The organism is Chitinophaga caseinilytica, assembly GCF_038396765.1.
GTDB lineage: Bacteria > Bacteroidota > Bacteroidia > Chitinophagales > Chitinophagaceae > Chitinophaga > Chitinophaga caseinilytica.
On record NZ_CP150096.1, the window covers coordinates 1,490,561 to 1,516,206 of the forward strand.

Sequence of the window (25,646 nt, forward strand, 5' to 3'; positions counted from 1 at the left end):
TGTTTTGTGTCAATAATAAAGTCTTGATCATTAATTTGATGGGATCACCTGTGGTTAGGTGACTGCTGATGAAGATGGCAAAAAAGGAACTTAATCAGACAGATTGAGGACACAAGTTTAGCACTAATTTTGCGATTCTCCAAAAAAATGTTGAACCCTCCGCCCTAACGCATAACGATTTACGATCATGCACCAGCCCGCCTGTAATCCCCGCCCCTCTTCAAAAAGCCGATTTTCGTCATCCGAATTTGTCTATTTTTGCAACTCAATTCAAAACACATATTGATATGAGCCAAAGAGTAAAAATCAGGCAGGTCCTCCAGGACGAAAGGACAAACTATGAAGTAACGGTTAAAGGATGGGTGCGCACCTTCCGCAATAACCAGTTTATAGCACTGAACGATGGCTCAACCAATAATAACCTCCAGGTAGTGGTAAACGAGGCCGACATGGACCCCGCCACCTTCCGGCGCATCACCCGCGGCGCCGCCATCAGCGTCACCGGCCAGATCATCCCCTCCCTCGGCAAAGGCCAGCGCGTGGAACTGAAAACCGCCAGCCTGGAGATCCTGGGCGACTGCGATGCCGAAGCCTATCCCATCCAGCCCCAGAAGCAAAGCCTGGAATTCATGCGCGAAATCGCCCACCTGCGCTTCCGCACCAACACCTTTGGCGCCGTGTTCCGGATCCGCCACTCCCTGGCGTTCGCCGTTCACCAGTTCTTCCACCTCAAGGGTTTCGTGTACCTCCATACGCCCATCATCACCGCGTCTGACGCAGAAGGTGCCGGCGAAATGTTCCGCGTCACCACCCTCGACATGAAGAACCCGCCCCGCAACGAAGCCGGCGAAATCGATTATAAGGAAGACTTCTTCGGCCGCTCCACCAACCTCACCGTTTCCGGTCAGCTGGAAGGCGAGCTCGGTGCCATGGCTTTCGGCGATATCTACACCTTCGGCCCCACTTTCCGGGCAGAAAACTCCAACACCGCCCGCCACCTGGCGGAATTCTGGATGATCGAACCGGAAATGGCTTTCTATGAACTGAAAGACAATATGGACCTCGCCGAAGAGTTCATCAAATACGTCATCAAATTCGCGCTGGACAATAACCGGGAAGACCTCGAATTCCTCACCCAGCGCCTCGCGGACGAAGAAAAACAGAAACCGCAGGCCGAGCGCAGCGAAATGGGGCTGATCGAAAAACTCGAATTCGTGCTCAACAACGAGTTTGAGCGGATCACCTACACCGAGGCCATCGACATCCTCCGCAACAGCAAGCCCAACAAAAACAAGAAGTTCACCTACCCGATCGATGCCTGGGGCGCCGATCTGCAGAGCGAGCACGAACGCTTCCTCGTAGAGAAACACTTCAAGAAACCCGTGATCCTGACCGATTATCCCGCCGCCATCAAATCGTTCTACATGAAACAGAACGACGACGGGAAAACGGTCCGCGCGATGGACATCCTGTTCCCCGGTATCGGCGAAATCGTGGGCGGATCGCAGCGGGAAGAGAACTACGACAAGCTCGTGGCCCGCATGAACGAACTGAACATCCCCGTGGAAGAGCTGTACTGGTACCTGGACACGCGCCGCTTCGGCACCGCGCCCCACGCCGGTTTCGGCCTCGGCTTCGAGCGCCTGGTGCTGTTCGTGACCGGTATGACCAACATCCGCGACGTGATCCCCTTCCCCCGCACGCCCAAAAGCGCGGAATTCTAGTCTTACACAATAATCTATATAAGAAAGCAGGCGCATCCCGCCTGCTTTTTTTATGCATGCATGTTTGTGGAAAAGCCCGGCGGCTGCATCCTAGAGGTAATTGAGCAAAACAATACAGTGTGTGTAATCACGGCGGCGGGTTTCGCTCCTGCCGCCGGAATTTCTTCACCTTTCAAACCGTTACCTATGGCAGAAATGATCACCTCCCCGAAAAAAGGCAAAGGCCGCCGCAGCCCGAAACGCTCTACCCGTGTAGATATGACGCCCATGGTAGACCTCGGTTTCCTCCTCATTACGTTTTTCATGCTGACCACCACGCTCGCCGAACCGAAGGCCTTACCGCTGATCATGCCGGCAGACGGAGCTTCCACACCGGTGGCCGAAAGCAAATCCATCACCCTGCTCGTTCGCAGCGACCGCACCATTTCGTGGTACGAAGGCACGGGCGACGATCCCGAAAAGCCGCCACAGCTGCGGCATAGCACGTTTTCCGCGCAGCACGGTATCGGCGAAGTGATCCGCTCGCGGCAGCGCGCCGTGGCCGCGAAATGGGGCGATCCGGAAGAACTGATCGTGTTGATAAAAGCGGAGAACGGCGCCAGTTACGGCAATGTGGTGGATGCGCTCGACGAGATGAAGATCAACCGCGTGGCGCGGTATTCACTGGCCGACATAACACCCCAGGAGGAGAAATTGTTGCAGCGTTAGGGCGCGCGGGGGAGGGTTTTTCCCTTACCTTTAGTGCTCCAAAACACTATCGATATGGCAACCGTTCATTCCATCCCCTCCGTTGACCTGGCGGAATTCCGCTCGGGCGATGCCACCCGGAAAGCAGCGTTCGTGGCAGCCCTGGGCAAGGCGTATGAAGAAGTCGGGTTCGTAGCCGTGAAAAACCATGGTATCTCCGACGAGCTCATCAAGCAGCTGTACGACAATGTCCGCGCTTTCTTCCAGCTGCCGGCCAGCACCAAAAGCAAGTACGAAATCCCGGAACTGGCAGGCCAGCGCGGATATACATCCTTCGGGAAGGAACACGCAAAGGGGTTTGAGGCGCCCGATCTGAAGGAGTTTTTCCAGTTCGGACAGTCGGTGGAAGACGATGACCCCGTGAAGGAAAGCTATCCCAATAACGTGATGGTAAAAGAAGTGCCGGAATTCACGCCCACGTTGTATAAGGCGTACCGCGGGTTCGAAACCTCGGGCAATTCGCTCCTCCAGGCCATTGCGCTGTACCTCGGGCTCGACGAGCATTTCTTCGATAAAAAGATCCACAACGGCAACTCCATCCTCCGCGCCATCCATTACCCGCCCATCACCCAGGAACCTTCCTCGGCCATCCGGGCGGAGCAGCATGAGGATATTAATTTGATCACTTTGCTCGTTGGCGCATCTGCAGACGGATTGCAGATTTTGGACAAGGCGGGGGAATGGGTGCCAGTCACTTCTCTGCCCGACCAGATCGTCGTGAACGTGGGAGACATGCTCCAGCGCCTCACCAACAATCGTTTGAAATCGACCACCCACCGCGTCGTAAACCCGCCGCGCGAGCTGTGGAATACCTCGCGGTTTTCCATCCCGTTTTTCCTGCATCCCAAGTCAGACATGGATCTTACGTGCCTGGCGCAATGTGTGGACGGCAGTCACCCGGAAGCATATGAGCCCATTACGGCCGGCGAGTACCTGGACGAGCGGCTGCGCGAGATCGGCCTGAAAAAATAAATAGCTTTGACTTGCCCGGAGCCCGCGCTCCGGGTATTTTGTGCCTGGTCCTGAACAACAACGAAAGCCCGTTCAGAGAATGAACAGGAATGAACGAAAACCGAAAGGGGCGGAACATCGTTATTTGCGGCATGCATACCCATCAATTTATCCCCCTGTCGATGGATGACATGAGAATCATCACCGGCGGCACTCCCGTAGATGAAGCAACGGGCGATCTGCCCACATTGCCACCCGTCAGGAACCGGGACCCGAAAGACCCAACTACCGGATTACGCACCGAATCAACAGACACGACCGTCCCGCGCATCGAACCGCCGGGCCTCAACGTGGCTGCGATGATGGGTGGCCGCTAGTTGCTGGCCGTGGCCGCGGGGGCGCTCGCCTGAAGGGCCGTTAGCTCTCCCGCGGTTACTCCCTTGCCATTGAACAGCCGGTTGAAATAAGCGACCATCGCGGCATTGAGCCGGTAATCGTTGTAGGGGAAATTCATGAAATAACTATGCTGCCAACGCGCCAGTTCCAGGAAGTTGACGTATTGTGCATTGGAAGCCCGCTGGCGTTGGGGCACCTTTTCGCCCAGCTGCCGCTTCAGGGTGAGCAGGTGAGCGCCTTTCAGCTGCATGTCGCGCTTATTGTAATGCACGAAAACGTTCTTCGCGAAGTGGATCTTTTCCACCCAGCGCGCATGCCGCCGCATGGGCACGCAGGCTGCGTTGATGATGAGATTGTCTACGAACGGGGTGGTGTTTGCCGCCAGCACGCCCGTGTCTTGCCCCTTCATCATTTGCTCGAGGATGATATTTCCCATACTGTGGTAGAACGTGGAAATGGAGACGCCCTCGGTCCAGGGTTCCCCGCTTTCCCGGGCGGCCCGTATGGTACGCAGCAATTGCAGGTATTGCGGCGCGGAAAGCCGCGCGTTCTGCCGCGCGAACCGGAAGTTTTTCGATGGTTTATATGTGGTATTGATACTGGCGTAGTCGAACATGACCACGTTCACGCCGTATTGCCCGCTCATCAGCTGCGCCCGTTCCACATTGGATGTGAAGATCTTGCCCATCCCTTCGGCATATACGACGATGTCGCGGTGGCGCGGGAGGTGGTCCATGGCTTCGGCGAGCGTGGGCTCGGGGTACACTTTCCACGTTCCCTGCTGCTTTTCCAGGAAAAAGTACTTCAGGGCCGAAGTGTCGATGAATTCGTCCACGAAACGCAGACTGTCGGGATGTATGAACCGGTTGGTGACAAAAACCAGCGAAGTATCGCTGCCGGCGGGCTGCTGCTGGTGGGATTGCAGCGTGAACCGAGACCAGTATGCCTGGCTGTTGTAGTTGGAAAGCTGTCCATGGGCGGCGCACGCCAGCGCAAGGAAAAAGCCTGTCAGAAGACGTTTCATGGGAATGCTGTTATTTCTTTAACGCCTAAACGAAACCAAATGTTTCGCCGGTTTGTACGTACAAGATTTATGCCTTGCTAACCCACGGATTATCAGGCACATTTAGGGACGGGATTTGAATATTTCATTATTTTACTGGAAATTGAGGGGCGAACTGATATCCCAACGTGTTTTTACGTCACATCTCATTTTTGAAAGCAGTCTTGTTGCACAGCTTCACGGCATTCGGGGGCCCGCAGGGGCACCTGGCCATGATGATGAAAACCTTTGTGCAACAGCGCCGGGATGTTACGGAGAAGGAACTGATGGAATACAATGCGTTCTGCCAGTTGCTGCCGGGCGCTTCCAGTTCCCAGACCCTCACCCTCATCGGGTACAAACGCGGCGGCGTTCCCCTCGCGGTAGCCACCCTCGCCATCTGGATCACACCGGCCTGCCTGCTCATGGGCTCCCTCAGCTTTTTGCTGCAATTCATGGACAAACGGGCCCTCAGCGTCGATATCTTCAAATATGTGCAGCCCATGGCCGTGGGCTTTCTCGCCTTCGGCGGCATCCGCGCCTACCAGATCAGTATCCGCAACACCGCAACTTTCGTCATCATGGTGGTGGCTTTGGCGGCGGCGTTCTTTTTCAAATCCCCGTGGACGTTCCCCGCGCTCATCATCCTCGGCGGCACCATTTCCAACTTCAGCGACAAGCGCATCCCCGATATCAACGAACCGAGAAAGAAGATCCAGTGGGGCAACATCTGGCTGTTTGCGCTCATCTTCGTAGCGGCGGGCGTCATGTCGGAAATGGCGCGTACCAATAACTGGATCACCCGGAGGCCGTTCAACCTGTTCGAGAACTTTTACCGTTTCGGGAGCCTCGTTTTCGGCGGGGGCGACATTCTCATCGCCATGATGCTGGAACAGTACGTGTTCCGCTCCAAAAGCCAGTTCATGTCGGCCGAAGAGCTGCTGACCGGCGCGGGGATCATGCGCGCGATGCCGGGCCCCACTTTTTCGGTGTCTGCCTATGTGGGCGGCATGGTCATGCGCAGTTTGGGGCCGGGGTACCAGTTCATCGGCTGCATCATCGCACCGGTGGCTATTTTCCTGCCGAGCATGCTGCTGGTATTGTTTTTCTTTCCCATCTGGAACAACCTGAAAAAACATGTGGTGATTTACCGCGCCCTCGAAGGAATCAATGCGGTGGTGGTGGGCGTGATGTGGGCGGCTACCATTTTCCTCTTCATATCCATCCCCGTAACCTGGTACAACGTGCTGCTGATGGTGACCACGCTGTGCCTGCTTTGTTTTACGAAGCTTCCTTCTCCCGTGATCGTTATCGCCTGCATCCTGGCGGGCGCGTTCCTGTAATCAGGCTTGTTGCCGCCAAACGCTGGCCAGTTCCCGCTTCCGGCGTTCCGTAATGTCCAGCACCGACTGGTTATGCAGATGCAATTGCAGCCGCTCGTGGTCGATGTGGTGGATGTGGGGCAATTGCACCATCTGGTGGTTGTTGACCTGGTAAAAGCGCATCCCGGCGAAAAGCTCCGTGTAATAGCGGAAGGGGCGGCGCGACTGGAGGAGATCGCCGTTGGAAAGGCTGAAGAGGGTTTTATCGGTGCCGCCTTCGACGTACGCGATATTTTCCACGGAGGCAACGAATTCGCCGCCGCCGGAAAGGGGGATTACGATCTGGTGAACGTCGCGGGTGGTTTTGCCGAAGTTGTGGAGGAGCACTTCGTACCGCTCCTGGCGCCCGGGCGATCCGAGGCGTTGGCGGATGGCCTGCACGGCCTGCTGGAGGCTTTCGCGGTCGATGGGTTTGAGGATCAGCTCCACTTCGCTGAAGCGGATGGTATGGAGATAGCGTTTCTCGAACGCGGTTACGAAAATGGTTTCGAAAGTGGAGTCGTATGCGCCGGTGAGCACGTCGAACCCCGTGCCGTCGGGCATTTCGAGATCGAGGAATACGAGTTGCGGGCGTTGCTCGCGGATTTGAGCGATCCCTTCACGGCAATTCCCCGCCTGTGCCACCGCTTCGATGTCGGGGCAATAGCGTTGCAGCATGAGGGAAATAATATCCCGGCTGTTCCGCTCGTCGTCAATGATTACTGCACGGATCATGGGTCTTCCAATTTGGTCCCGTTTTTACAACTGGGGGATCAGCACTCTCACGATGGTGCCGCTGTCCTGTGTCTCGCGGGTGGATTTGTCTATGATTTCGATCTGGATGCCGGTATTGTACATTTTGTTCAATAATTCCGCCCTGTTGAAGCTGATTTCCATGCCGGACGACTGGTGATGGCCGGGGAGCGTCCGCAATTGGCGGCTGCGCTCGATGCCGATGCCGTTATCTTCTACCAGGCATTCGAGCATATCGTGGGCGATCATGGTAAAGCGAATGGTCAATTGTCCTGTTGTGTGCTCTTCGTTGTTCATCCCATGCTTGACGGCGTTCTCCACATAAGGCTGTAACAGCATCGCAGGCACTTCCAGCTCTGCCGTGTTCAGCGTGGGGTCCATCAAAATCTCGTAACTCATCTTCTGTTCAAACCGCATCTTTTCAAGACCAAGATAAGTATTTAAATAAGTTATTTCGTCGGCCAGGGAAATAAAATTGCGGCGGGAGAAGTCCAGCGTCTTGCGGATCAGGTACGAGAAATCGGACAGGTATTTCTGTGCGTGCTCGTAGTCGCGCTGCATGACGAACAGCTGGATCGAGTTGAGGCAGTTGAAGATGAAATGGGGATTGATCTGCGCGCGGATGGCTTTCAGCTCTATTTCCGCGAATTTCTTGCTGTATTCGGCCTCCATCTGGAGTTTGCGCTGTTCTTCCAGCTCCGTTTTCCGCCGAACGATCTCGGTGGTCTGCTCCCGCACCAGTTCTTCCAGCTGTTCGTTTAGCTTTCGCTGGAGTTCCTTGTTTTTGTTCAGTTGCTTGATGAGCAGCTCCTGCGTCCGGGTCTTTTCCTGGTGCACGAGCTTGTTCCGGTAACTGAGGCCTGCGGCATATGACAGGGATTGCAGCAGCACGCCCACCACCAGCAGCAGGTACGGGCTCACCAGCTCGGGCAGCGGAGTGAATGGGACGGGCTCGGTATTGCGGAGGAACGACCAGATAGACAGGATGTACAAACTGAGCGATCCGTAAAGGAAAAACCGGATGAGGGGATGATGGCGCATCCGCCGCCCCAGGGCTATGAACGAAATGCCGAAAGGTATCAGCGACGCAAAGGTGGCCCAGGTGAAGATCTCGCCAGGGAGCACGAAGTTCCCCATGGCCATCGACACAAAGCAGGCAAGGATGCACCCGGCATAGAAAATATTGCTGTAAAAATAGTACCGCGACATGAGGGGGAACCTTTCCCTGAGGTTCAGGAAGGCGCTGCCGAAGAGCATGGACATGAAATAGAAACAGCCGATGAGGGCCGGAACGTCCCAGTAATATTTCAGCAGCGGAATGCCGTGGAAGAAAGACAGCTGATAGGGCTTCGTTTCCAGCCGGAGGCAGAAAAACAGGATCAGCCCCAGCAGATACACCGAAAAATACATGCTCGGCTTATCTGGCAGCTGGATGTAGTTGATGATCGTGATGCTGAGCAAAACCAGCAGCATACCGATCACGATCTGGATCACCAGCACTTCGGCTTTATACAGGTCTGCCTCGTGGTGCCGGAACTGCGCGTAATGGATGGCGTCGTACAGCACGGGCATGAGCTCGTTTTCGCGGTAGTAGGGGTTGGTGATGTGAAGGAAGAAGGTGCGCACCTGGCCGGCGGGCACATGAACGGGAAAGGCATACCGGTCCCAGCGGTCCCCGTCCGGCTCGTACATCATCATGCCTGCGCTGGAAAGGAGCTGGAGCTCGCCAGACGCGTTTTGCGCATAGAACCGGAGCTGTTCCTGCCAGCCTGCGAAGAAGTAGAGCATGGAATCGACCGGCCCGGTATTGCGGATGGTCAGCCGCAGCCAGCAATCGTTCTGCCGGTGGAGGAGTTTTTCCTGGGGTGGAAGATGGACGTGTCTTTCCCGAAGGGAAGCGCCGCGGCGGTGGCGGGCGTGGCTTCGCCCGTAAAAACGGACAGTTGGTGCCGGAGGTCGAGCCTGTCGACCGGCCGGGAAAAGTCGAGTTGCAGCGTATCCTGGGCGCCGGCGCGCTCCGTCCACAGGAGAACGGAACAAATCATCAGGCATATCAGGGATAGGCGCTTCACTTTTATGGCTTATGAATTGGGGATGAATTGATCGATGACGCGGGCGAGGGCACGGTCTTTTTCCGTGACGGTGTTGCCGGCGCTATGGGTGCTCAGCCAGATTTCCACCTTGTTCCAGGTGTTGGTCCAGGTGGGATGATGGTCCATTTTCTCCGCGGCCAAAGCTACTTTGGTCATGAAAGCAAAGGCTTCGCGGAAGTCGGGAAAGGTGAAGGCGCGGTACAGGTGCCGCTCGGTTTCCTGCCACATGGTGCGTTGTTTTTGCGGTGGACGGTTGGGGAATAAAGTATCAGAATATCAGGTTAATACGGTTCTTGATGTCGCGCATATCCAGCAGCGACGCCATTTGTACCAGTTCGGCCTTCCTGCATTGTTCGATGAGCGCTTTCACGTCTGCCTGCTGGTAATAATTGCCCTTGATGAGCCAGAGGAAATCCACGTGCTTCAGTTCGGGGAGCAGGAATTCCGCCTTGCAATGATTGTTGTAGAAGTAATGCCCGGCGCCCTTGGTGATCTCCTGGTGCTCGTACACGGTGAAGAAGAAGGAGCGGCGGTTTTTGGCGAGATTGATCTCCAGGGTGTTATTCACCCGGAAATCGAACCCCAGTTGTTTATTGAGTTGCCAGATAAGCTGATAGTCTTTGGCCTGGGAAATGATCCCTGCCAGCCAGGTGTCTTCGAAAAAATCTTCCACCAGTGCGTCCTGGTCCAGCTTCAATTTAAGTACAGACATGCGGTAAAGTTATCGAAAAAGGTCTGGCACCTATTTTTTCTTTTTGGGCAACGCTGTGTTCTTTTTGGTCAACGGCGGGTTCCAGAACTTATCCGTAAAGCCGACTACCTGGTTATTGCGTACTTCGACCCCTTCCTGTTCCAATAATTCCTGCATTAAAGTGGGGGTGGCGAAGTGGACGGCGCCGGTCAGGAGGCCTTTACTGTTGACCACGCGATGGGCCGGAACGGGCGGATGGGCTTTCCCGGCCTGGTGCATGGCCCAGCCCACCATGCGGGCGGTGAGGCGGATGCCGGCCCTTTCGGCGATGGCGCCGTAGCTGGTAACCCGCCCTCGGGGGATTTTCCGGGCGATGCTGAATACCCGCTCGATGAAATCAGGCTCCGTCTTTTGGGCGGCGGGCTTCGAGGAGGCGCTTTCTTTTTCTTCGGGGACGTTTTCATAATCAAACGGGCAATGCAGGCAGCCGTTGCCGCAGCAATACCCCCGTTCCCGGTGGAAATGCTCGGTCAGCACAACATATCCCTGCTCGTTGTAATAAAAATCAATATTTTCCTGCAGCTGCTTCTTCATCCGTTGCGAGGTTCGCGGCTTTCCAGTCGATCGGCGCAGCCGGTAATGCAAATTTAAGGAACCGGATGGTTCTGCCGTCTGCCAGATGCATACCTTCATAATAGGTCTGGATCTGGAGGAGTTCCGGAACGGGGGAAAGGGCGTATACGTCGGGAACGTCGGTGATGAGTCGGCATCCCATCCGGGCGATCACCATTTTGGTGAAGGTGTATAGCTCGGTGGAGTCGGTTTTCAGGTTCACAGTGCCGCCGTCTCCCAGGAGTTGCTGGTAGAGCGCGAGGAACCGGGGATGGGTGAGGCGTTTTTTGGATTTGGACTGGCGGAGGAAAGGATCGGGGAATGTGATCCAGATATCTTTCACTTCGCCGGGCGCGAAATAATCGGTGATTTGCTCGATCTGGGTGCGCAGGAAGGCTACGTTGGCGATATTTTGATCGATGGCGGTTTTTGCGCCTTTCCAGATGCGGTTGCCTTTCAGGTCTACCCCCATAAAGTTCTCTTCGGGGTATTTTCGAGCCAGGCCGAGGGTGTAATCGCCCTTGCCGCAGGCCAGTTCGAGGGTGAGCGGGTGGCTGTTCCCGAAATGGCTGTTCCATTTCCCCGGCATGTCTTTCGGATAGATGAGCACGTTGGGAAAAGTCTCAATTTCCGCGAATCGCTGTAATTTCTTGTGTCCCATGAGGGCGCAAAAGTACGAAAAGGGATCAAAACCCCTATCTTGCGGACGCCGGGTGAGCCGGAAAGGGCGGAATTTCGTGTGCGGAACGGTTGGGAATGGAGGGTGTGATGGCGGGAAAAACAAAACGCACCGGCGTAAACCGGTGCGCTGAGATGCTGTAGGGGTAGGAGTCGAACCTACACGAGGCAGTTAGCCATAGCACAAATAAGATTAGTGGTCAACCCATTACGCTACGTTTATCCCGTGATCCTCACCCCCGAGACGAGAGGGCATGTCTGCCAATTTCATCACCCCACAAAGTTGATAATTCCCTTGGCTGGGTAAGCGTTGTTTTCAACGATTATGATGCAAATCTAAAGAGAAGGGGTATTTTTTGCAAATTTTTTAAGAGAAATTTTGGAAATTTCGAGATTTTTTAAATATTTGCATGTAAGTTTAAAACATTCAAAAACACTTTGTCAAAATGAGCCACAATTTGAATATTGACAAACTGGACCTGCAGATCATCAGCGAGATGATGTCTAACGCTGAAATCTCCTATGCTGACCTGGGGAAGAAGCTGTTCGTATCAGGCGGTACGATCCATGTAAGGATGAAGAAACTGCAAGAACTGGGTATCGTTAAAGGTACGCGATTACATGTAGATTTAAAAATGATCGGGTACGACGTCATCGCTTTCATCGGCATTTTCCTCGAAAAAAGCTCCATGTACGACACTGTGGCGAAGGAATTGCGCAAGCTTCCCGAGATCGTCCGCCTTAATTACACCACCGGCGGCTGGAGCATGTTCGCAGAAATCATTTGTAAAGATATCTCCAACCTCCGCCGCGTGCTGCACGATGAGCTCCAGAAAATCAAAGGGATCGAGCGCACCGAAACGTTCATTTCCCTCGAAGAAAGTTTCACGCGCACCATCAACGTAGTAGAGTAAGGTCGCAGGTTTCACGTTATGAGCGAAAGGCAAAAAGGGAGACGGTCACCGTCGCCCTTTTTGTCGTTTTGGGAGAGCGGATGGCTTGATGATAGAATTATGCGCAACATTTGTCAACATTTGTTGCAACAACGGGATTTTCCACGAAATTTGATGAATACCCGTAAAAATGGCCATGGAAACACTGGAATCGCTTATTCAGGAGCTGAAATCACTGCCCCCTATGTCGGAGGAAAACCGCCGCCGACTGGATCAGAAGATCAGGCTGGAGTTTAATTACAATTCCAACCACCTGGAAGGGAACACCCTGACCTATGGGGAAACCCAGTTGCTGTTACTCTTCGATAAAACGACTGGCAACCATGATCTCCGGGAGTACGAGGAAATGAAGGCACATGACGTAGCTTTTGAAATGATCAAGCAGTGGGCTTCAGAGCCGGACAGGCCGCTAACCGAAGCCGGCCTGCGGGAATTGCATCGCATTCTTTTGGTACGTCCTTTCTGGAAAGAAGCACTTACGCCAGATGGACAGCCAACGCGCCGGGAAATCCAGATTGGCGCTTATAAATCATACCCTAACTCTGTTCGCTTGCAGAATGGCGAGATTTTTCACTACGCTACTCCGGAAGAAACGCCCATCAAAATGGGGGAATTAATTGCATGGTATAGAGAAGAAGAAGAAAAAAGAGCTCACTCCGGTTGAGTTGGCGGCCTTGTTGCACTACCGGTTTGTCAGGATTCATCCGTTTGATGATGGGAACGGCCGAATGGCGAGATTGTTGATGAATTTTGTTCTGTTGAAAAATCAATTGGCGCCAATAATTATTAAGTCAACAGATAAGAAGAATTATTTATTTGCATTAAATCAAGCTGATGCGGGCGAAATTGGCGCGTTTGTCGATTATATAGTTCAGCAATTGTGTTGGAGTTTGAATCTTTACATACGTGCTGCCAACGGCGAAGAAATCGATGAAAATGATGATTTGCAAAAAGAGATTTCCGTATGGAAAAAAGGGTTGAAAGGGGATGAGAAAGAGTCTTCGCACCGTACAACTGAGTTGGTTCTCGAGTTGTTTCTAAAGGGAGGACTTTTGGATTTATTTAAGGAGTTTGAAAGTCAAATCGGACAATTCAGGGATTTATTTTACGATAGTTCCCTAGAGTACATGCTTAATGGTGGCCATACTCAAAGCAATTTTCACAATTTTAAAGAAATGGTGGTCTCATTCCCCGGGCGGGACTCGATTTTCAATCTTTCAGCCAGGGCAGTGCTAAGGGACTTTAAACCATTACCCAATCCATCAATTGCATTTTTTCCGCATGTGGCTATCAATTTTGAATTTAATCGTTACAATGTTCGAAGTGAGAATGGAATTTTGATGATAAAGCCGTATACGGTAAATCTATCAAGTAAAGATAGGTCTGATATTCTCGATCCTATCATTCGCCAGTTATTTACTGACGTAAAAACTGCTGCCAGGATCAAGGGATAAAAAAAGAGGCCGACTTAACGGCCTCATTTAATTATCTAAACCCCAATCTCCTCCCCATCGCCGGGCTCAGCTCCGGCAACTTCCTTCTTTCAATAAGGAAACTCGTCAACCGGGCTATGTCTGCAAAGATGTAATGCTTGTCCAGCGCGCCTTTCAGATAATCTCTCCCGGTACTTCCGCCCGTTCCGATCCGCGTGCCGATCACCCGCTGTACCATGCTCATGTGCCGGTAGCGCCAGGTGCTCAGTTGTTCATCGATCTCCAGCAACGCGTTCAGCAGCTGGAAAGGCAGTTGCAGCAAGGGATAGCCGCGGTACAACATGATGAACAGCGCCGCGCGGCTGGCTCTTGGTGAAAGGTGGCCCGCCCCTTCGCCGTCCCCGAAAACTTTGTCGAAATACGCGCGGTTGGCCTGTTCCGCGTCTGCCAGGCCGGCCATGTAGATGTTACGGTAATCGTTGAACCACAGCGAATCGCCGGCGGCGGAGGCGTTGGTGGCGGGCTGATAATCGGCCCAGTTGCCGGGCTCTTCGAAGAAGGGCATGCGCTCCAGCCAGTCGTTGAGGAGCTTCAGCACGGAAGGTTCCCGCTCGGCCCGGCGGATAATTTCGATCTTGTCGGGCGTGAGCTGGGAGATGTAATATTCCTGTCCGAAACGGTTTTCGTATTGCAGGCCCAGCCTGGCTTCGAGGGTTTTGAACTGCCAGCTCTGGAAGCCGGACGCCGGGCGGAGCATGTCGCGGAAATCGAGGAAATCCATGGGCGTCATCGTTTCCATGATATCGATCTGCTGCACGAGCAGCTTGAGGATAGTGACGCTGCGGTTCAGGCGGTGCACGACCGTCTGCAATTCGGGGGAATTGTCGTTCACGGCGGGTTTACTCATGATATCGGCTACGGATTCCACTTCGAAAAGCAGTTGTTTGAACCACAGTTCATAAGCCTGGTGGATGACGATGAAAAGCATTTCGTCGTGCGCGGGGAGCCCCAGTTTGTCGGATTCCGGGTGTTGCGCATTCAATATGGCGTCCAGTTGCAGGTACGGGCCGTACTGCACATTCGTTTGTTGCATGTGTTAGATAGATAAATTGAGGAAAGGGCCGAACTGGCGGCCGTTCAGAAGAATAACGGTCGGGAGCGGATCAGGTTGGGCTTTTGATGATGTTTTTCCAGATATTCATGGCGTCGGTTTAAAGCGAGGGTGTTTTGCCGCCATCCACGGGCAGGTTGATACCGGTGATGTAAGCGGCGGCGGGCGAAGCCAGGAAAGCGACGGCGGCGCCGAATTCGGCGGGATCGCCGAAGCGCTGCATGGGGATTTCCTGCCGCCATTCTTCGGCCACGGTGGCTTCGGTAACGCCACGGCTTTCGGCGTTGGCGCGGAAGAGGCTGCGGAGGCGGTCGGTGCTCATAGACCCGGGGAGCACATTATTAACGGTGATCCCAAAAGGCGCCAGTTCGCCGGCGAGGGTTTTGGCCCAGTTGGCGACGGCGGCGCGGATGGTGTTGGAAACGCCGAGGTTGCGCAGCGGGGTTTTGACGGAAGTGGAAATGATCTGGATGATGCGCCCGTAGCCGGCTGCCTTCATTCCCGGGACAACGGCCTGGGCCAGCAGCTGGTTGCAGACCAGGTGGGCCTGGAACGCGGATACGAAAGCGCCGCCTTCGGCAGCGAGGATCGGGCCGCCCGAGGGGCCGCCGGTATTGTTGACGAGGATGTGAACGATGCGGTCGTTGGTAATGGCGCGGATAACGGATTGCACCTTTTCGGGCTGGTTGAAATCGGCTGTGAACCAGGCGTGCTGCTGGCCCTGGGACGCGTCGAGCGAAGCCACGGCGGCCTGCAACGGCCCTTCGCTGCGCGCGATGAGGATGCAGCTGGCCCCCAGCAGGGCGATTTCCCGGGCGGATGCGAGCCCCAGGCCCTGGGAGCCCCCGCAGATAACGGCGGTTTTACCTGTCAGCGCGATGTTCATGCGGTAAAAGTAAGGAATCGGCCCCGATCCCCGCACCGCGTATGATTTTTTTTCATTAGGTTTGCAATACATAAAACTGCACCCAAGCCGTTCAGGAAATAGGTATATTTTTTGTTACTTCGCGATAGAACGGCTGAAATACAAGACATTTACAGCATTACAAATTAGATTAATGGAATATAACACCGCACGCAATCACCTCATCATGCGGGAGTACGGCCGGAACGTACAGCGGATGATCGAATACATATTGACGCTGAAAGACCGTGAGCACCGGCAGCAACAGGTTTCCGCCGTCATCGAACTGATGGGCATCCTGCAGCCGCACCTCCGCAACGTGGAAGATTTCCGGCATAAACTGTGGGACCACCTCTTCCTGGTGTCCGACTTCAGGCTGGACGTGGATTCCCCATACCCCATCCCCACCCGGGAAACGCTGCGCTCCAAACCCGAGCGCCTGCCCTATCCCAAAAAACATCCCCGCCACCGCCACTTCGGGAAAAACCTCGAACGTGTGATCGATAAAGCCCTTTCCACCGAAAACCCCGAAATGAAAGACGGGTTCGTTCAGGTGATCGGCAATTACATGAAACTGGCCTATGGCAACTGGCATAAAGAAAACGTGCACGACGACGCCATCCGCGCCGAACTGTCGTCTATCACCCACGGCGAACTGCAATACTATCCCACATCCGGCAACGCCAACCCGGCGCCCGTGATCAGCATGGAAACCCAGTTCCGCGCTCCCGGCAACACCACCGCGCCTGCTCCGAACAGCAACAACAATAACAACAAACGTAAGCAGTTCCAGCAGAACAACTACAAGCAGAACAAGAGCAACAAGAACAAACACAAATACAACAAAAACAGGAACAAGTGATCAACGCGTTCGAAGTTAGAGGCGGCAACCGTCTGAAAGGAGAAATTATACCGCAGGGAGCCAAAAACGAAGCATTACAGATTATCAGCGCGGTACTGTTGACACCCGGAAAAGTGACCATCAGCAACATCCCCGACATCGTGGACGTTAACCTGCTGATCGAACTGCTGGCAGACGCCGGCGTGAAAGTGAACCGCGTTTCCCGCTCCGTTTGCGAATTCCAGGCCGATGCCGTAAATATGGATTACCTGGAAAGCCCCGAGTTCAAAAAGAAATCAGGCCGCCTGCGCGGCTCCGTGATGATGGCCGGCCCCCTGCTGGCCCGTTTCGGTAAAGCCTATATCCCCAAACCCGGGGGCGACAAAATCGGCCGCCGCCGGCTCGATACACACGTGATCGGGTTCGAGCGCCTGGGCGCTTCCTTCGTTTACGATACGGACGATAACTATTTCCGCCTGGAGTCGCCCAAAAGCGGCCTCAACGGCACTTATATGCTGCTCGACGAGCCCAGCGTAACCGGCACCGCCAACATCGTGATGGCCGCCGCGCTGGCCAACGGCACCACCACCATTTACAACGCCGCCTGCGAACCTTACCTGCAGCAGCTTTGTAAAATGCTCAACAGCATGGGCGCTAAAATCAAGGGCGTAGGTTCCAACCTCCTCGAGATCGAAGGCGTTTCCAGCCTGAACGGCTGCGAACACGCCATGCTGCCCGATATGATCGAGATCGGGTCTTTCATCGGCCTGGCCGCCATGACCCAATCCGAGATCACCATCAAGAACGCAGGCATCAAAAACCTCGGCATCATCCCCGAAAAATTCGGGCTGCTGGGCATCAAAATGGAATACCGGGGCGATGATATCTTCATCCCCGAACAGGAAAGCTACGAGATCCAGAACTTCCTCGACGGCTCCATCCTCACCATTTCCGACCACCCCTGGCCCGGCTTTACGCCAGACCTGCTGAGCATCGTGCTCGTAGTGGCCACCCAGGCGAAAGGCAGCGTGATGATCCACCAGAAAATGTTCGAAAGCAGGTTGTTCTTCGTAGACAAGCTGATCGACATGGGCGCCCAGATCATCCTTTGCGATCCGCACCGCGCCGCTGTGATCGGCCTCGGCCGTCAGCACCAGCTGCGGGGCATCACCATGAGCAGCCCCGACATCCGTGCCGGCGTTTCGCTCCTGATCGCCGCGCTCAGCGCACAGGGGAAAAGCACCATCCATAACATCGACCAGATCGACCGCGGCTACCAGTATATCGACGAGCGCCTGCGGAACCTGGGAGCAGATATCAAGCGCGTCTAAACCAAATGGCATCCAACAAGATCATTATTATTACCGCTCCCTCGGGCGCAGGTAAAACCACCATCGTACGCAAACTGTTGGCAGACATGCCGCAGCTCGCCTTTTCCATCTCCGCCGCCACCCGCTCGCCCCGCGAAACGGAAACGCACGGGAAGGATTATTACTTCATGTCGCCCGAAACATTCCAGGAGCATATCGAACAGAACGATTTCGCCGAATATGAAATGGTATACGCCGGGAAGTATTACGGAACGCTGAAGAGCGAACTGCAACGGATCTGGGACAACGGGCAAACGCCCATGGTGGACATCGACGTGAAAGGCGCGCTGAGCATCAAGGAAAAATACCACGGAACGGCGCTGACCATCTTCATCCAGCCTCCTTCGCTCGACGCGCTGCGGGTACGCCTCAGCGAGCGGGGAACGGAAACCCAGGCGAGCCTGGACGAAAGGCTGGGGAAAGCACGGTACGAGCTATCGTTTGCCAGGGAATTTGATTATATTGTTGTAAATGAGGTGCTGGAAACGGCTTATGCCGAAGTGAGGAAATTGATCGAAACCTTTTTGGCCCGTTAACCGTTATTGATGGGCGCGATTGCCGTAGCCCTTAAACACATATCTTTGAACGGATGGATATTTACACGATCGTTTTACTGGTTTTAGTGATATTGCTGGCGGGTTTCTTCGCCGGCATGGAAACGGCGTTCGCCAATATCAACCGGCTGAGCATCGAGCTAAAGAAGAAACAGGGCCGCGTAGCCGGCAGGATCCTGGCCGGCTTCAGCGATCACCCCGCCAAAATCCTCGCCACCAGCCTCATCGGCCTCACCATCAGCATCGTTATATATAGTATGCTGGTTGCGGGATGGCTGGACCAACTGTGGCTCTCCATCTGGAAATCGGAAGAGCAGGTGGCGAAGTTCGTGGCATTGACGCTTTTCATCGAGATTTGCGCGGCTACGCTGCTGGTGCTGTTTTTCGGGTTTTTCATCCCGCGAAGCATCTTCCGCTCCCGCCCCGAAGCCCTGCTGAGCTTTTTCGCATGGCCCATTTCGGTACTGTCGAAACCTTTTTACGTGATCGGCGCCATGCTGGAGTCGATCTCGGAGTGGATACTGAAATACCTGTTCAATGTGCGCATCATCGAGAACAAAAGTTCCTTCGGGCGGGTAGACGTGGAATATTTCATTCGCCAGAGCCAGCAGCACATGGGCGAAAGCCAGGAACTGAACACCGAGCTGTTCGAAAACGCCCTCAGCCTGGTGCACGTCAAGATCCGCGGATGCCTCATCCCGCGGAAAGAGATCGAAGCGCTGGACATTTCCGCCACGATAGAAGACTGCCGGAAGAAGTTCATCGATACGAAATTGTCTAAAGTCATCATCTACGAACAAAATATTGACAATATTCTCGGATATGTGCACCAGCTGGACATGTTCAAGAACCCGAAAGACATTCGGGCCGTCATCCACCCCATCCTCGCCGTGCCCGAAACCATGAGCGCGATCGACCTGTTGGGGAAATTCAACAAGGAGCGGAGAAGCATTGCCTGGGTGGTGGACGAGTTCGGCGGAACGGCCGGTATCGTGACGATCGAAGACGTGCTGGAGGAGATTTTCGGGGATATCAAGGATGAGCACGATGTGGAAGAGTTCGTGGAGAAGCAGATCGCAGAGAAGGAATACATTTTTTCGGGCCGCCTGGAGCTGGATTACCTGAACGAGCGGTACGGGTTCGATTTCCCTGAAGACGAAAGCGAGACCCTTTCCGGCTATATCATTTCCCACTACGAAACGATCCCGCGGTTGAAGGAGCGTATTATCATCGATAATTACGAGTTTGACGTGCTGAACGTGACGGATACGCGGATCGAGATGGTGAAAATGAAGATCCTGGATTAGGCAATCCGGCCTGATTGTTGCTGTAGTTGAGATGAATGGCTGTATTTTCAAGCTGTTCCGGAAAAAGGAAAAAGTCCTGTATTTCCATCAAAATCAAAGTGTATCGGTTGATTGGCAGTAGTTTAGAAAACGATTTCAGTTATATTTATTTTTTAATATAATATTATCGCTGCAAAATCGTTTTTTACAAGAGTGGTAGGAAATTAACACGAGCGGAAAGCCTTTAGGTGCTGATACGTAACACAATAATTTGATTTTTGTTAAAAGGTTGTAAAAAACTTTGTTGTAACATTGATAATACGATATTTCTTTCTATTTTTGTTTTAGAAAATTGAATGCTTTAGTCACGATTGCGACTTACATCTGAATAGCTTGCCATTAAAGGGTGCAAGTTTCAATCTAACAGAAGCGAAAAAGACATTCTCGAATTCAACTTTTTTGGGGTTAACAAACAATGGATGAAAGGCCGGCTCTTGATTCTTCTCGGGCTGGCTCTTTTTTTTGCCCTATATCAATCTCCTCTTACTTTCTCGTAATTTTCTTATTACCTTAGCCACCGTTTTTCACATTCAACTCTTCGGGGCATGTTATATTTGTGCTCCTGATTCTGATAGCGCATGTTAAAGAAGTTATTCTCGAGTAACGAAGAAAAAGCAGAGATGTCGTTTTTCGACCACCTGGAAGAGCTCCGGTGGCACCTGGTTCGCTCTGCAGCTGCGATCGTGATCGTGAGCATCCTGGGATTCGTGTTCACAGACTGGATCCTGACCAAAGTGATCTTCGGCCCCACACAGGCCGACTTCCCCACCTACAGATGGATTTGCTCCGCCAGCCATTATTTCGGACTGGGCGATAAGATGTGCATCACACCGCCGCCCATCGTTTTCCAGAACACCAAAATGGCCGGCCAGATCATGCTCCAGTTCAAACTGGCCATGATCATCGGCGTGATCGGCGCTTTCCCGTACGTGTGCTGGGAACTGTGGCGGTTTATTCGTCCTGCCCTGAAAGACAATGAGGCCAAGGGTTCCAAAGGCGTTATCTTTTGGGTGACCCTCCAGTTCCTCATGGGCATCGCGTTCAGCTATTTCCTCATCGCCCCGTTCATGATCAACTTCCTCGCCAGCTATACCGTGTCTGAAGTGATCAAGAACGACTTCTTCATCGACGATTATTTCGGGCTGATGTCGCAGATCATCCTCGGGATGGGCGCACTGTTCGAAATGCCGATCCTCGTATACTTCCTCACGAAGCTGGGCATTCTTACGCCTACTTTCATGCGGAACTACCGTAGGCATGCGATCGTCGTTATCCTCGTACTGGCGGCCATCATCACTCCGCCCGACGTACTTGACCAATTGCTCGTTTTCGTACCTTTATACCTGCTGTATGAAGTGAGTATCCTGATCTCGGCCAGAACGTACGCGAAGAAAGAGAAAGCGGAAATCGAAGAGTGGTCCTGATAACACAGCAGATTCAACTACCATCAACACCAAATAAAAATCCATTGGGTATGGAACAAACGACATTCGATCTTTCCCTGCCGATCGCCATCGGGTCTGACCACGCTGGGTTCGATTATAAGGAAGAAGTGATTTCCTGGCTGGAAGGGAAAGGGGTACAGGTAAAGGATTTCGGCACTTATTCTGTCGACTCCGTGGATTACCCCGATTTCGCGCACCCGGTAGCCAGCGCCGTGGAAGACGGAACACATGCCTTCGGCATCCTCATCTGCGGCAGTGCGAACGGTGTGGCCATCACGGCCAACAAGCACCAGGGCATCCGCGCGGCCATCTGCTGGGGCGACGAGCTTGCCCGCCTGGCCCGGAGCCACAACAACGCCAATGTGCTCTGCATCCCGGCGCGCTTTGTAAGCGTGCCTACGGCAACCGAAATGGTAGACGTGTTCTTGTCTACCCCTTTCGAAGGCGGCCGTCACGAAAACCGCGTGAAGAAGATCGCCTGCATGTAGACCGCGCAGGGCCGGGTCTTTCGGCAAATATTTCTCGAAGAGGCTGTGCAAACAGCCTCTTTTTATTTGAATGGTAGCGGTGGCAACCCCCGTAAACCTTAATTTTAGCGCATTAAAAACCTGCGAATGAAGAAACAATCGATGCTGGCCTGCCTCCTTGCCATTGGGACCGCCGCCTGCGCACAAAAGGCCGCCACGCCCCTGAAGCGCACCGCCGCCACGCCCTATGCGGAGACCATCACGGCCGCCAAGCTCAAAAAACACCTGTTTATCGTAGCCGGCGACGAAATGGAAGGCCGCGAAACCGGCACCCCCGGCCAGTATAAAGCCGCCAAATATATCATCGAACAGTTCAGGGCCGCAGGGCTCGAGCCCGGTGCAGGCAACGGCGAATGGGAACAGCCTTTCTCGCTCATGCAAGACACCCTGGCACAAAGCTCCATCCAGGCCGGCGGCAAAACCTTCTCATTCGGACAGGAATATTACGCCTCCGTGAAAGATGCCGTTAGCCAGCAACTCGGCGCCACACCCGCCGTATTCGCCGGTTACGGCGTTGCCACCGAAACTTCCGACCCCTGGAAAGGTATGGACGGCAGCGAAAAGATCGTGGTATTGGCAGAAGAAGACGGCGCCAAAAAAGGCGCGATCACCGATAAGCTCCGCAACGCCGCCGGGCACGGCGCCGTAGCGGTATTCATGGTCAGCGAGCGATACAACCTCGGCGGCCGCGGCGGCTCCCGCATGCGCCGCACCGGCCTCTACTGGCCCATGATGCAAACCATGGAATACATTCCCAACACCTACTTCGTGTCTCCCGAAGTGGCCAGCGCCATCTTCGGAAAACAATGGCCGGAACTGGTGGCCGCCGCCAAAACCGGCACAACACCCATCACCGGACAGGTTACCGCTCTCGAATTCAAAAAGGGAACGGAAGAAATAAAATCCAGCAACGTGCTCGGCATCCTGCACTGGTACCGATCTGAAAGACGAATACGTGTTCGTGACGGCGCACTACGACCACGTAGGCGTTATCAACGGACAGATCCATAACGGCGCGGACGACGACGGTTCCGGAACGGTATCCGTTATCGCCATGGCAGACGCTTTCATGAAAGCGAAGAAAGCCGGCAAAGGCCCGCGCAGAAGCATCGTGTTCATGACCGTTTCCGGTGAAGAGAAAGGACTGCTGGGATCGCAATATTATACCGATCATCCCATCTATCCCCTCGCCCAAACCGTTACCGACCTGAACATCGACATGATCGGGCGGATAGACGACGATCATAAGACGGACACGAACTACGTGTACATCATCGGCGACGACAAGCTCAGCTCAGACCTTCGCCCCATCAGCGAAGCCGCCAACAAACACACGGGGCTGAACCTGGATTACAAGTACAACGATCCAAACGATCCCAACCGTTTCTACTATCGTTCGGACCACTATATGTTCGCGCAGCATAAAATTCCCATCATCTTCTATTTTAACGGGGTGCACGAGGATTACCATCGCCCGGGCGACAAACCGGAAAAAATCCACTACAACCTCCTGGCGAAACGCGCCAAACTGGTGTTCTACACCGCCTGGGAGGTCGCCAACCGGAAAGACCGGCTGAAGGTGGACAGGAACGAGAAATAATTGAAAAGCGGCCTCCGGGCCGTTTTTTTTATGTCCTTACGGCACGTTGTTTATCCACTTATTTCGTGATCCGGCCGTCAAATCGTACTTTTACCACTCGCAAATTTTTTCAGTGATGAGTGCAAACTATTTAGACGGACTGAACGACCGGCAAAGAGAAGCGGTATTGACCCTGCAGGGGCCGCTGATGATCATTGCCGGCGCCGGATCGGGCAAAACCAAGGTATTGACGACGAGGATCGCCCACCTGATGCGTAACGGGGTGGACGCTTTCAACATACTTTCCCTGACGTTTACCAACAAGGCCGCCAAGGAAATGAAGGAACGTGTGGAGAAGATCCTCGGCAGCAACGAGGCCCGCAATCTCTATATCGGCACCTTCCACTCCGTGTTTGCCCGCCTGCTGCGCGCAGATGCGCCGAAGATGGGCTACCCCAGCGATTTCACCATTTACGACGCAGACGATGCCAAGAGCGTGGTGAAAACCATCATCAACGAGCTGAACCTCGACGATAAACACTACAAACCGAACCTCGTATACAACCGCATTTCCGCGGCCAAGAACAGCCTCATCGGGCCGGAAGCGTACCAGGTGGATTATTACCTCCAGCAGGAAGATCAGCGCGCCAGCCGCCCGCTGACCGGGAAAATCTACGACATGTACGTGAAACGCTGCTACAAGAACGGCGCCATGGACTTCGACGACCTGCTGTTCAAAATGTACCAGCTGCTGAAGGGATTCCCCGACGTGCTCGCCAAGTACCAGCACAAGTTCAAGTACATCATGATCGATGAGTACCAGGATACCAACCCCGCGCAGTACGAAATCGTGAAACTGCTCGGTGCCGTCCATGAAAATATTTGCGTGGTGGGAGACGATGCACAGTCGATTTACTCCTTCCGCGGCGCCACCATCCAGAACATCCTCCAGTTCGAGAAAGACTACGACGATGTGAAAGTGGTAAAGCTGGAACAGAACTACCGCTCCACCAAATCCATCCTCCACGTCGCCAACGAAGTGATCTCGAAAAACAAGGGACAGATCGAAAAGAATCTGTGGACAGACAATGTGGAGGGCGACAAAATCAAGCTGGTACGCACCAATACCGATAACGAAGAAGGTAAAATGGTGGCCGATAGCATCGCCGAGCTGAAGCTGCGCAATCACTTCGCCAACCGCGATTTCTGCATCCTCTACCGTACCAACGCGCAAAGCAGGTCGTTCGAGGAAAGCCTTCGCCGGCAGGCCATTCCCTACCGCATCTTCGGCGGGCTTTCGTTCTACCAGCGCAAAGAGATCAAGGATTTCATCGCGTACCTGCGGATCATAGCCAATTCCCGCGACGAAGAAGCCCTCAAGCGCATCATCAACTACCCCGTTCGCGGCATCGGTAAAACCACGATCGAAAAGGTGTCGATCTTCGCCAACGACCAGAACATCACTTTCTGGGAAGTGCTGGAAAGAGCGAACGAATTCGGTTTCAAAGGCGGTACGCTCGAAGCCATCGCGAATTTCGTGATCATGATCCAGAGCTTCCGTGTGATGCTCGACAAACATAACGCCTACGAAGTGGCCGTTCAGGTGGGTAAAAGCACCGGCATCGTGAAGGAGCTCTTCAACGACAAAACCACCGAAGGCCTCGCACGTTACGAAAACGTGCAGGAATTGCTGAACTCCATCAAGGAATTCACGGAAACACCGACAGAAGACGGCGAACTGCTCGACGATAAATCTCTCGGCATCTACCTCCAGCAGATCACCCTGCTCACCGACGCAGACAATACCAACGACGAGAACAGCGACGTGGTGAAACTCATGACCATCCACGCTTCCAAAGGCCTCGAATTCCCGGTGGTATTTAACGTGGGGCTGGAAGAAGGGCTTTTCCCGAGCGGATTGTCCATCAACTCCCGCGAGGAGCTGGAAGAGGAGCGCCGGCTTTTCTATGTGGCCGTGACGCGCGCCAAGAGCCGCCTGTTCATCACCTACGCCAATAGCCGTTACCGTTTCGGACAGTTGCAGCAGAACGAGCCGAGCCGCTTCCTGGAAGAAATTCCCGAAAAGTACCTCGATCGCAGCTACGCCGGCGGCGGCCTCCGCAACAGCGCAAGCATGGGTGGCGGCGGTGGCGCCTCCTGGGGCACGATGTTCGACAAGCGCAAGGCGCCGGGCGCACCGGCAGGGCCTTCCCGCCCCGCACAGCAGGAGCCGCGGCCCCGCGTGATCTCTTCCCCCGCTGCCACGAACCATACGCCGTCGGCCAACTTCACGGCAGACGATCCGGCGAATATGGAAGTGGGCATGGACGTGGAGCACCAGAAATTCGGGTTCGGAAAGATCACCAGCATGGAAGGCGCGCCCAACAACCGTATCGCCACGGTGATGTTCCCCAAGGCGGGCGGCGAAAAGAAGATCATGCTCAATTACGCCAAACTCATGATCGTTCGGCAGTAATTTTTCATAACATTACTCACCCGGGCCGGCCGATCAACGGCCGGTCTTTTTTTGAAAAT

27 protein-coding genes are annotated in these 25,646 nt (G+C 54.0%); 17 read left to right on the plus strand and 10 right to left on the minus strand.

All coding sequences use genetic code 11. The features are described from left to right. The first annotated feature begins 287 nt into the window (after positions 1-287). From asnS to WJU22_RS06420, 4 genes are all read left to right on the plus strand, one after another. Positions 288-1,724: an asparagine--tRNA ligase gene (gene asnS / locus WJU22_RS06405; RefSeq protein ID WP_341842424.1), complete on the plus strand. Its 1,437-nt coding sequence runs from the start codon at positions 288-290 to the stop codon at positions 1,722-1,724. A 186-nt stretch (positions 1,725-1,910) separates the two neighbouring features. Continuing rightward, on the plus strand, positions 1,911-2,432 hold the full coding sequence (locus tag WJU22_RS06410) for a biopolymer transporter ExbD (protein ID WP_341842425.1): 522 nt from the start codon (positions 1,911-1,913) through the stop codon (positions 2,430-2,432). Between the two features lie 54 nt (positions 2,433-2,486). After that, positions 2,487-3,443: an isopenicillin N synthase family dioxygenase gene (locus WJU22_RS06415; RefSeq protein WP_341842426.1), complete on the plus strand. Its 957-nt coding sequence runs from the start codon at positions 2,487-2,489 to the stop codon at positions 3,441-3,443. A 161-nt stretch (positions 3,444-3,604) separates the two neighbouring features. Next, complete coding sequence (locus WJU22_RS06420; RefSeq protein WP_341842427.1) at positions 3,605-3,799, plus strand: hypothetical protein; 195 nt, start codon at positions 3,605-3,607, stop codon at positions 3,797-3,799. Here WJU22_RS06420 and WJU22_RS06425 read toward each other — a convergent pair. Continuing rightward, on the minus strand, positions 3,796-4,842 hold the full coding sequence (locus tag WJU22_RS06425) for an alpha/beta hydrolase (protein ID WP_341842428.1): 1,047 nt from the start codon (positions 4,840-4,842) through the stop codon (positions 3,796-3,798). The two genes, WJU22_RS06420 and WJU22_RS06425, sit on opposite strands and share 4 nt — an antisense overlap. A 191-nt stretch (positions 4,843-5,033) precedes the next feature. On the opposite strand from WJU22_RS06425, the gene chrA reads away from it, so the two are divergent. Continuing rightward, complete coding sequence (chrA, locus tag WJU22_RS06430; protein WP_341842429.1) at positions 5,034-6,203, plus strand: chromate efflux transporter; 1,170 nt, start codon at positions 5,034-5,036, stop codon at positions 6,201-6,203. Here the strand turns inward: chrA and WJU22_RS06435 are convergent, their stop codons facing one another. From WJU22_RS06435 to trmB, 7 genes are read right to left on the minus strand one after another with little or no spacing between them, the layout of a single operon-like run. Further along, positions 6,204-6,956 (minus strand): LytR/AlgR family response regulator transcription factor, encoded by a 753-nt coding sequence (locus tag WJU22_RS06435; RefSeq protein WP_341842430.1) that lies wholly within the window; start codon positions 6,954-6,956, stop codon positions 6,204-6,206. Between the two features lie 24 nt (positions 6,957-6,980). Next, complete coding sequence (locus WJU22_RS06440) at positions 6,981-8,762, minus strand: histidine kinase (RefSeq protein ID WP_341842431.1); 1,782 nt, start codon at positions 8,760-8,762, stop codon at positions 6,981-6,983. A 29-nt stretch (positions 8,763-8,791) separates the two neighbouring features. After that, on the minus strand, positions 8,792-9,019 hold the full coding sequence (locus WJU22_RS06445) for a hypothetical protein (RefSeq protein ID WP_341842432.1): 228 nt from the start codon (positions 9,017-9,019) through the stop codon (positions 8,792-8,794). Between the two features lie 36 nt (positions 9,020-9,055). After that, entirely contained in the window at positions 9,056-9,295 is a 240-nt protein-coding gene (locus tag WJU22_RS06450) for a 4a-hydroxytetrahydrobiopterin dehydratase (protein WP_341842433.1), read from the minus strand. A 40-nt stretch (positions 9,296-9,335) separates the two neighbouring features. Next, on the minus strand, positions 9,336-9,779 hold the full coding sequence (locus tag WJU22_RS06455; RefSeq protein ID WP_341842434.1) for an IPExxxVDY family protein: 444 nt from the start codon (positions 9,777-9,779) through the stop codon (positions 9,336-9,338). A 30-nt stretch (positions 9,780-9,809) separates the two neighbouring features. Continuing rightward, positions 9,810-10,352: an MGMT family protein gene (locus WJU22_RS06460; RefSeq protein WP_341842435.1), complete on the minus strand. Its 543-nt coding sequence runs from the start codon at positions 10,350-10,352 to the stop codon at positions 9,810-9,812. Next, a complete protein-coding gene (trmB, locus tag WJU22_RS06465; protein WP_341842436.1) occupies positions 10,324-11,031 on the minus strand; it encodes a tRNA (guanosine(46)-N7)-methyltransferase TrmB in 708 nt (235 codons plus the stop codon). Before trmB ends, WJU22_RS06460 begins: the two co-directional genes overlap by 29 nt. A gap of 463 nt (positions 11,032-11,494) precedes the next feature. On the opposite strand from trmB, the gene WJU22_RS06470 reads away from it, so the two are divergent. The 3 genes from WJU22_RS06470 (at position 11,495) to WJU22_RS06480 (ending at position 13,455) form a co-directional block, all read left to right on the plus strand. Then, entirely contained in the window at positions 11,495-11,962 is a 468-nt protein-coding gene (locus WJU22_RS06470; protein WP_126245778.1) for an Lrp/AsnC ligand binding domain-containing protein, read from the plus strand. A 175-nt stretch (positions 11,963-12,137) separates the two neighbouring features. Then, the gene (locus tag WJU22_RS06475) at positions 12,138-12,665 is read left to right on the plus strand and encodes a hypothetical protein (protein ID WP_341842437.1); all 528 of its coding nucleotides are present in this window, start codon (positions 12,138-12,140) and stop codon (positions 12,663-12,665) included. Continuing rightward, a complete protein-coding gene (locus WJU22_RS06480) occupies positions 12,619-13,455 on the plus strand; it encodes a Fic family protein (RefSeq protein WP_341842438.1) in 837 nt (278 codons plus the stop codon). The genes WJU22_RS06475 and WJU22_RS06480 overlap by 47 nt, the downstream gene beginning before the upstream one ends. A 31-nt stretch (positions 13,456-13,486) precedes the next feature. Here the strand turns inward: WJU22_RS06480 and WJU22_RS06485 are convergent, their stop codons facing one another. Both WJU22_RS06485 and WJU22_RS06490 read right to left on the minus strand, forming a co-directional pair. Further along, entirely contained in the window at positions 13,487-14,527 is a 1,041-nt protein-coding gene (locus WJU22_RS06485) for a tryptophan 2,3-dioxygenase (RefSeq protein ID WP_126245777.1), read from the minus strand. Between the two features lie 118 nt (positions 14,528-14,645). After that, on the minus strand, positions 14,646-15,431 hold the full coding sequence (locus tag WJU22_RS06490; RefSeq protein WP_341842439.1) for an SDR family oxidoreductase: 786 nt from the start codon (positions 15,429-15,431) through the stop codon (positions 14,646-14,648). Positions 15,432-15,603: 172 nt separating this feature from the next. Between WJU22_RS06490 and WJU22_RS06495 the strand changes: the two genes are divergently transcribed. The 9 genes from WJU22_RS06495 to WJU22_RS06535 all read left to right on the plus strand — a co-directional run bounded on the left by WJU22_RS06495 (position 15,604) and on the right by WJU22_RS06535 (position 25,587). Beyond that, complete coding sequence (locus WJU22_RS06495) at positions 15,604-16,311, plus strand: DUF4290 domain-containing protein (RefSeq protein ID WP_341842440.1); 708 nt, start codon at positions 15,604-15,606, stop codon at positions 16,309-16,311. Beyond that, positions 16,308-17,621, plus strand: coding sequence for a UDP-N-acetylglucosamine 1-carboxyvinyltransferase (gene murA / locus WJU22_RS06500; protein ID WP_341842441.1), 1,314 nt, complete (start codon positions 16,308-16,310; stop codon positions 17,619-17,621). Before WJU22_RS06495 ends, murA begins: the two co-directional genes overlap by 4 nt. A 5-nt stretch (positions 17,622-17,626) precedes the next feature. Continuing rightward, positions 17,627-18,196: a guanylate kinase gene (gmk, locus tag WJU22_RS06505; RefSeq protein WP_341842442.1), complete on the plus strand. Its 570-nt coding sequence runs from the start codon at positions 17,627-17,629 to the stop codon at positions 18,194-18,196. Positions 18,197-18,249: 53 nt separating this feature from the next. Then, positions 18,250-19,521, plus strand: a complete 1,272-nt coding sequence (locus tag WJU22_RS06510; RefSeq protein ID WP_341842443.1) for a hemolysin family protein — start codon at positions 18,250-18,252, stop codon at positions 19,519-19,521. 617 nt (positions 19,522-20,138) lie between these two features. Next, positions 20,139-20,984: a twin-arginine translocase subunit TatC gene (tatC, locus tag WJU22_RS06515; RefSeq protein WP_341842444.1), complete on the plus strand. Its 846-nt coding sequence runs from the start codon at positions 20,139-20,141 to the stop codon at positions 20,982-20,984. A 50-nt stretch (positions 20,985-21,034) separates the two neighbouring features. Beyond that, entirely contained in the window at positions 21,035-21,493 is a 459-nt protein-coding gene (rpiB, locus tag WJU22_RS06520) for a ribose 5-phosphate isomerase B (protein WP_341842445.1), read from the plus strand. 126 nt (positions 21,494-21,619) lie between these two features. Beyond that, positions 21,620-22,543: a hypothetical protein gene (locus WJU22_RS06525; protein ID WP_341842446.1), complete on the plus strand. Its 924-nt coding sequence runs from the start codon at positions 21,620-21,622 to the stop codon at positions 22,541-22,543. After that, entirely contained in the window at positions 22,494-23,132 is a 639-nt protein-coding gene (locus WJU22_RS06530; RefSeq protein ID WP_341842447.1) for a M28 family peptidase, read from the plus strand. Before WJU22_RS06525 ends, WJU22_RS06530 begins: the two co-directional genes overlap by 50 nt. A gap of 115 nt (positions 23,133-23,247) precedes the next feature. Next, the gene (locus WJU22_RS06535; protein ID WP_341842448.1) at positions 23,248-25,587 is read left to right on the plus strand and encodes an ATP-dependent helicase; all 2,340 of its coding nucleotides are present in this window, start codon (positions 23,248-23,250) and stop codon (positions 25,585-25,587) included. Positions 25,588-25,646 lie beyond the last annotated feature (59 nt).

Coding starts and splice junctions, on each gene's coding strand:
- WJU22_RS06440 (WP_341842431.1), bottom strand. CDS start 8,762: ATGCTCTACTTCTTCGCAGGCTGGCAGGAACAGCTCCGGTTCTATGCG.
- WJU22_RS06445 (WP_341842432.1), bottom strand. CDS start 9,019: ATGATTTGTTCCGTTCTCCTGTGGACGGAGCGCGCCGGCGCCCAGGAT.
- WJU22_RS06410 (WP_341842425.1), top strand. CDS start 1,911: ATGGCAGAAATGATCACCTCCCCGAAAAAAGGCAAAGGCCGCCGCAGC.
- WJU22_RS06475 (WP_341842437.1), top strand. CDS start 12,138: ATGGAAACACTGGAATCGCTTATTCAGGAGCTGAAATCACTGCCCCCT.
- rpiB (WP_341842445.1), top strand. CDS start 21,035: ATGGAACAAACGACATTCGATCTTTCCCTGCCGATCGCCATCGGGTCT.
- tatC (WP_341842444.1), top strand. CDS start 20,139: ATGTTAAAGAAGTTATTCTCGAGTAACGAAGAAAAAGCAGAGATGTCG.
- gmk (WP_341842442.1), top strand. CDS start 17,627: ATGGCATCCAACAAGATCATTATTATTACCGCTCCCTCGGGCGCAGGT.
- WJU22_RS06425 (WP_341842428.1), bottom strand. CDS start 4,842: ATGAAACGTCTTCTGACAGGCTTTTTCCTTGCGCTGGCGTGCGCCGCC.
- WJU22_RS06460 (WP_341842435.1), bottom strand. CDS start 10,352: ATGAAGAAGCAGCTGCAGGAAAATATTGATTTTTATTACAACGAGCAG.
- WJU22_RS06490 (WP_341842439.1), bottom strand. CDS start 15,431: ATGAACATCGCGCTGACAGGTAAAACCGCCGTTATCTGCGGGGGCTCC.
- WJU22_RS06485 (WP_126245777.1), bottom strand. CDS start 14,527: ATGCAACAAACGAATGTGCAGTACGGCCCGTACCTGCAACTGGACGCC.
- trmB (WP_341842436.1), bottom strand. CDS start 11,031: ATGGGACACAAGAAATTACAGCGATTCGCGGAAATTGAGACTTTTCCC.
- WJU22_RS06455 (WP_341842434.1), bottom strand. CDS start 9,779: ATGTCTGTACTTAAATTGAAGCTGGACCAGGACGCACTGGTGGAAGAT.
- WJU22_RS06525 (WP_341842446.1), top strand. CDS start 21,620: ATGAAGAAACAATCGATGCTGGCCTGCCTCCTTGCCATTGGGACCGCC.
- WJU22_RS06510 (WP_341842443.1), top strand. CDS start 18,250: ATGGATATTTACACGATCGTTTTACTGGTTTTAGTGATATTGCTGGCG.
- WJU22_RS06435 (WP_341842430.1), bottom strand. CDS start 6,956: ATGATCCGTGCAGTAATCATTGACGACGAGCGGAACAGCCGGGATATT.
- WJU22_RS06535 (WP_341842448.1), top strand. CDS start 23,248: ATGAGTGCAAACTATTTAGACGGACTGAACGACCGGCAAAGAGAAGCG.
- asnS (WP_341842424.1), top strand. CDS start 288: ATGAGCCAAAGAGTAAAAATCAGGCAGGTCCTCCAGGACGAAAGGACA.
- WJU22_RS06420 (WP_341842427.1), top strand. CDS start 3,605: ATGGATGACATGAGAATCATCACCGGCGGCACTCCCGTAGATGAAGCA.
- WJU22_RS06470 (WP_126245778.1), top strand. CDS start 11,495: ATGAGCCACAATTTGAATATTGACAAACTGGACCTGCAGATCATCAGC.
- WJU22_RS06450 (WP_341842433.1), bottom strand. CDS start 9,295: ATGTGGCAGGAAACCGAGCGGCACCTGTACCGCGCCTTCACCTTTCCC.
- WJU22_RS06415 (WP_341842426.1), top strand. CDS start 2,487: ATGGCAACCGTTCATTCCATCCCCTCCGTTGACCTGGCGGAATTCCGC.
- WJU22_RS06495 (WP_341842440.1), top strand. CDS start 15,604: ATGGAATATAACACCGCACGCAATCACCTCATCATGCGGGAGTACGGC.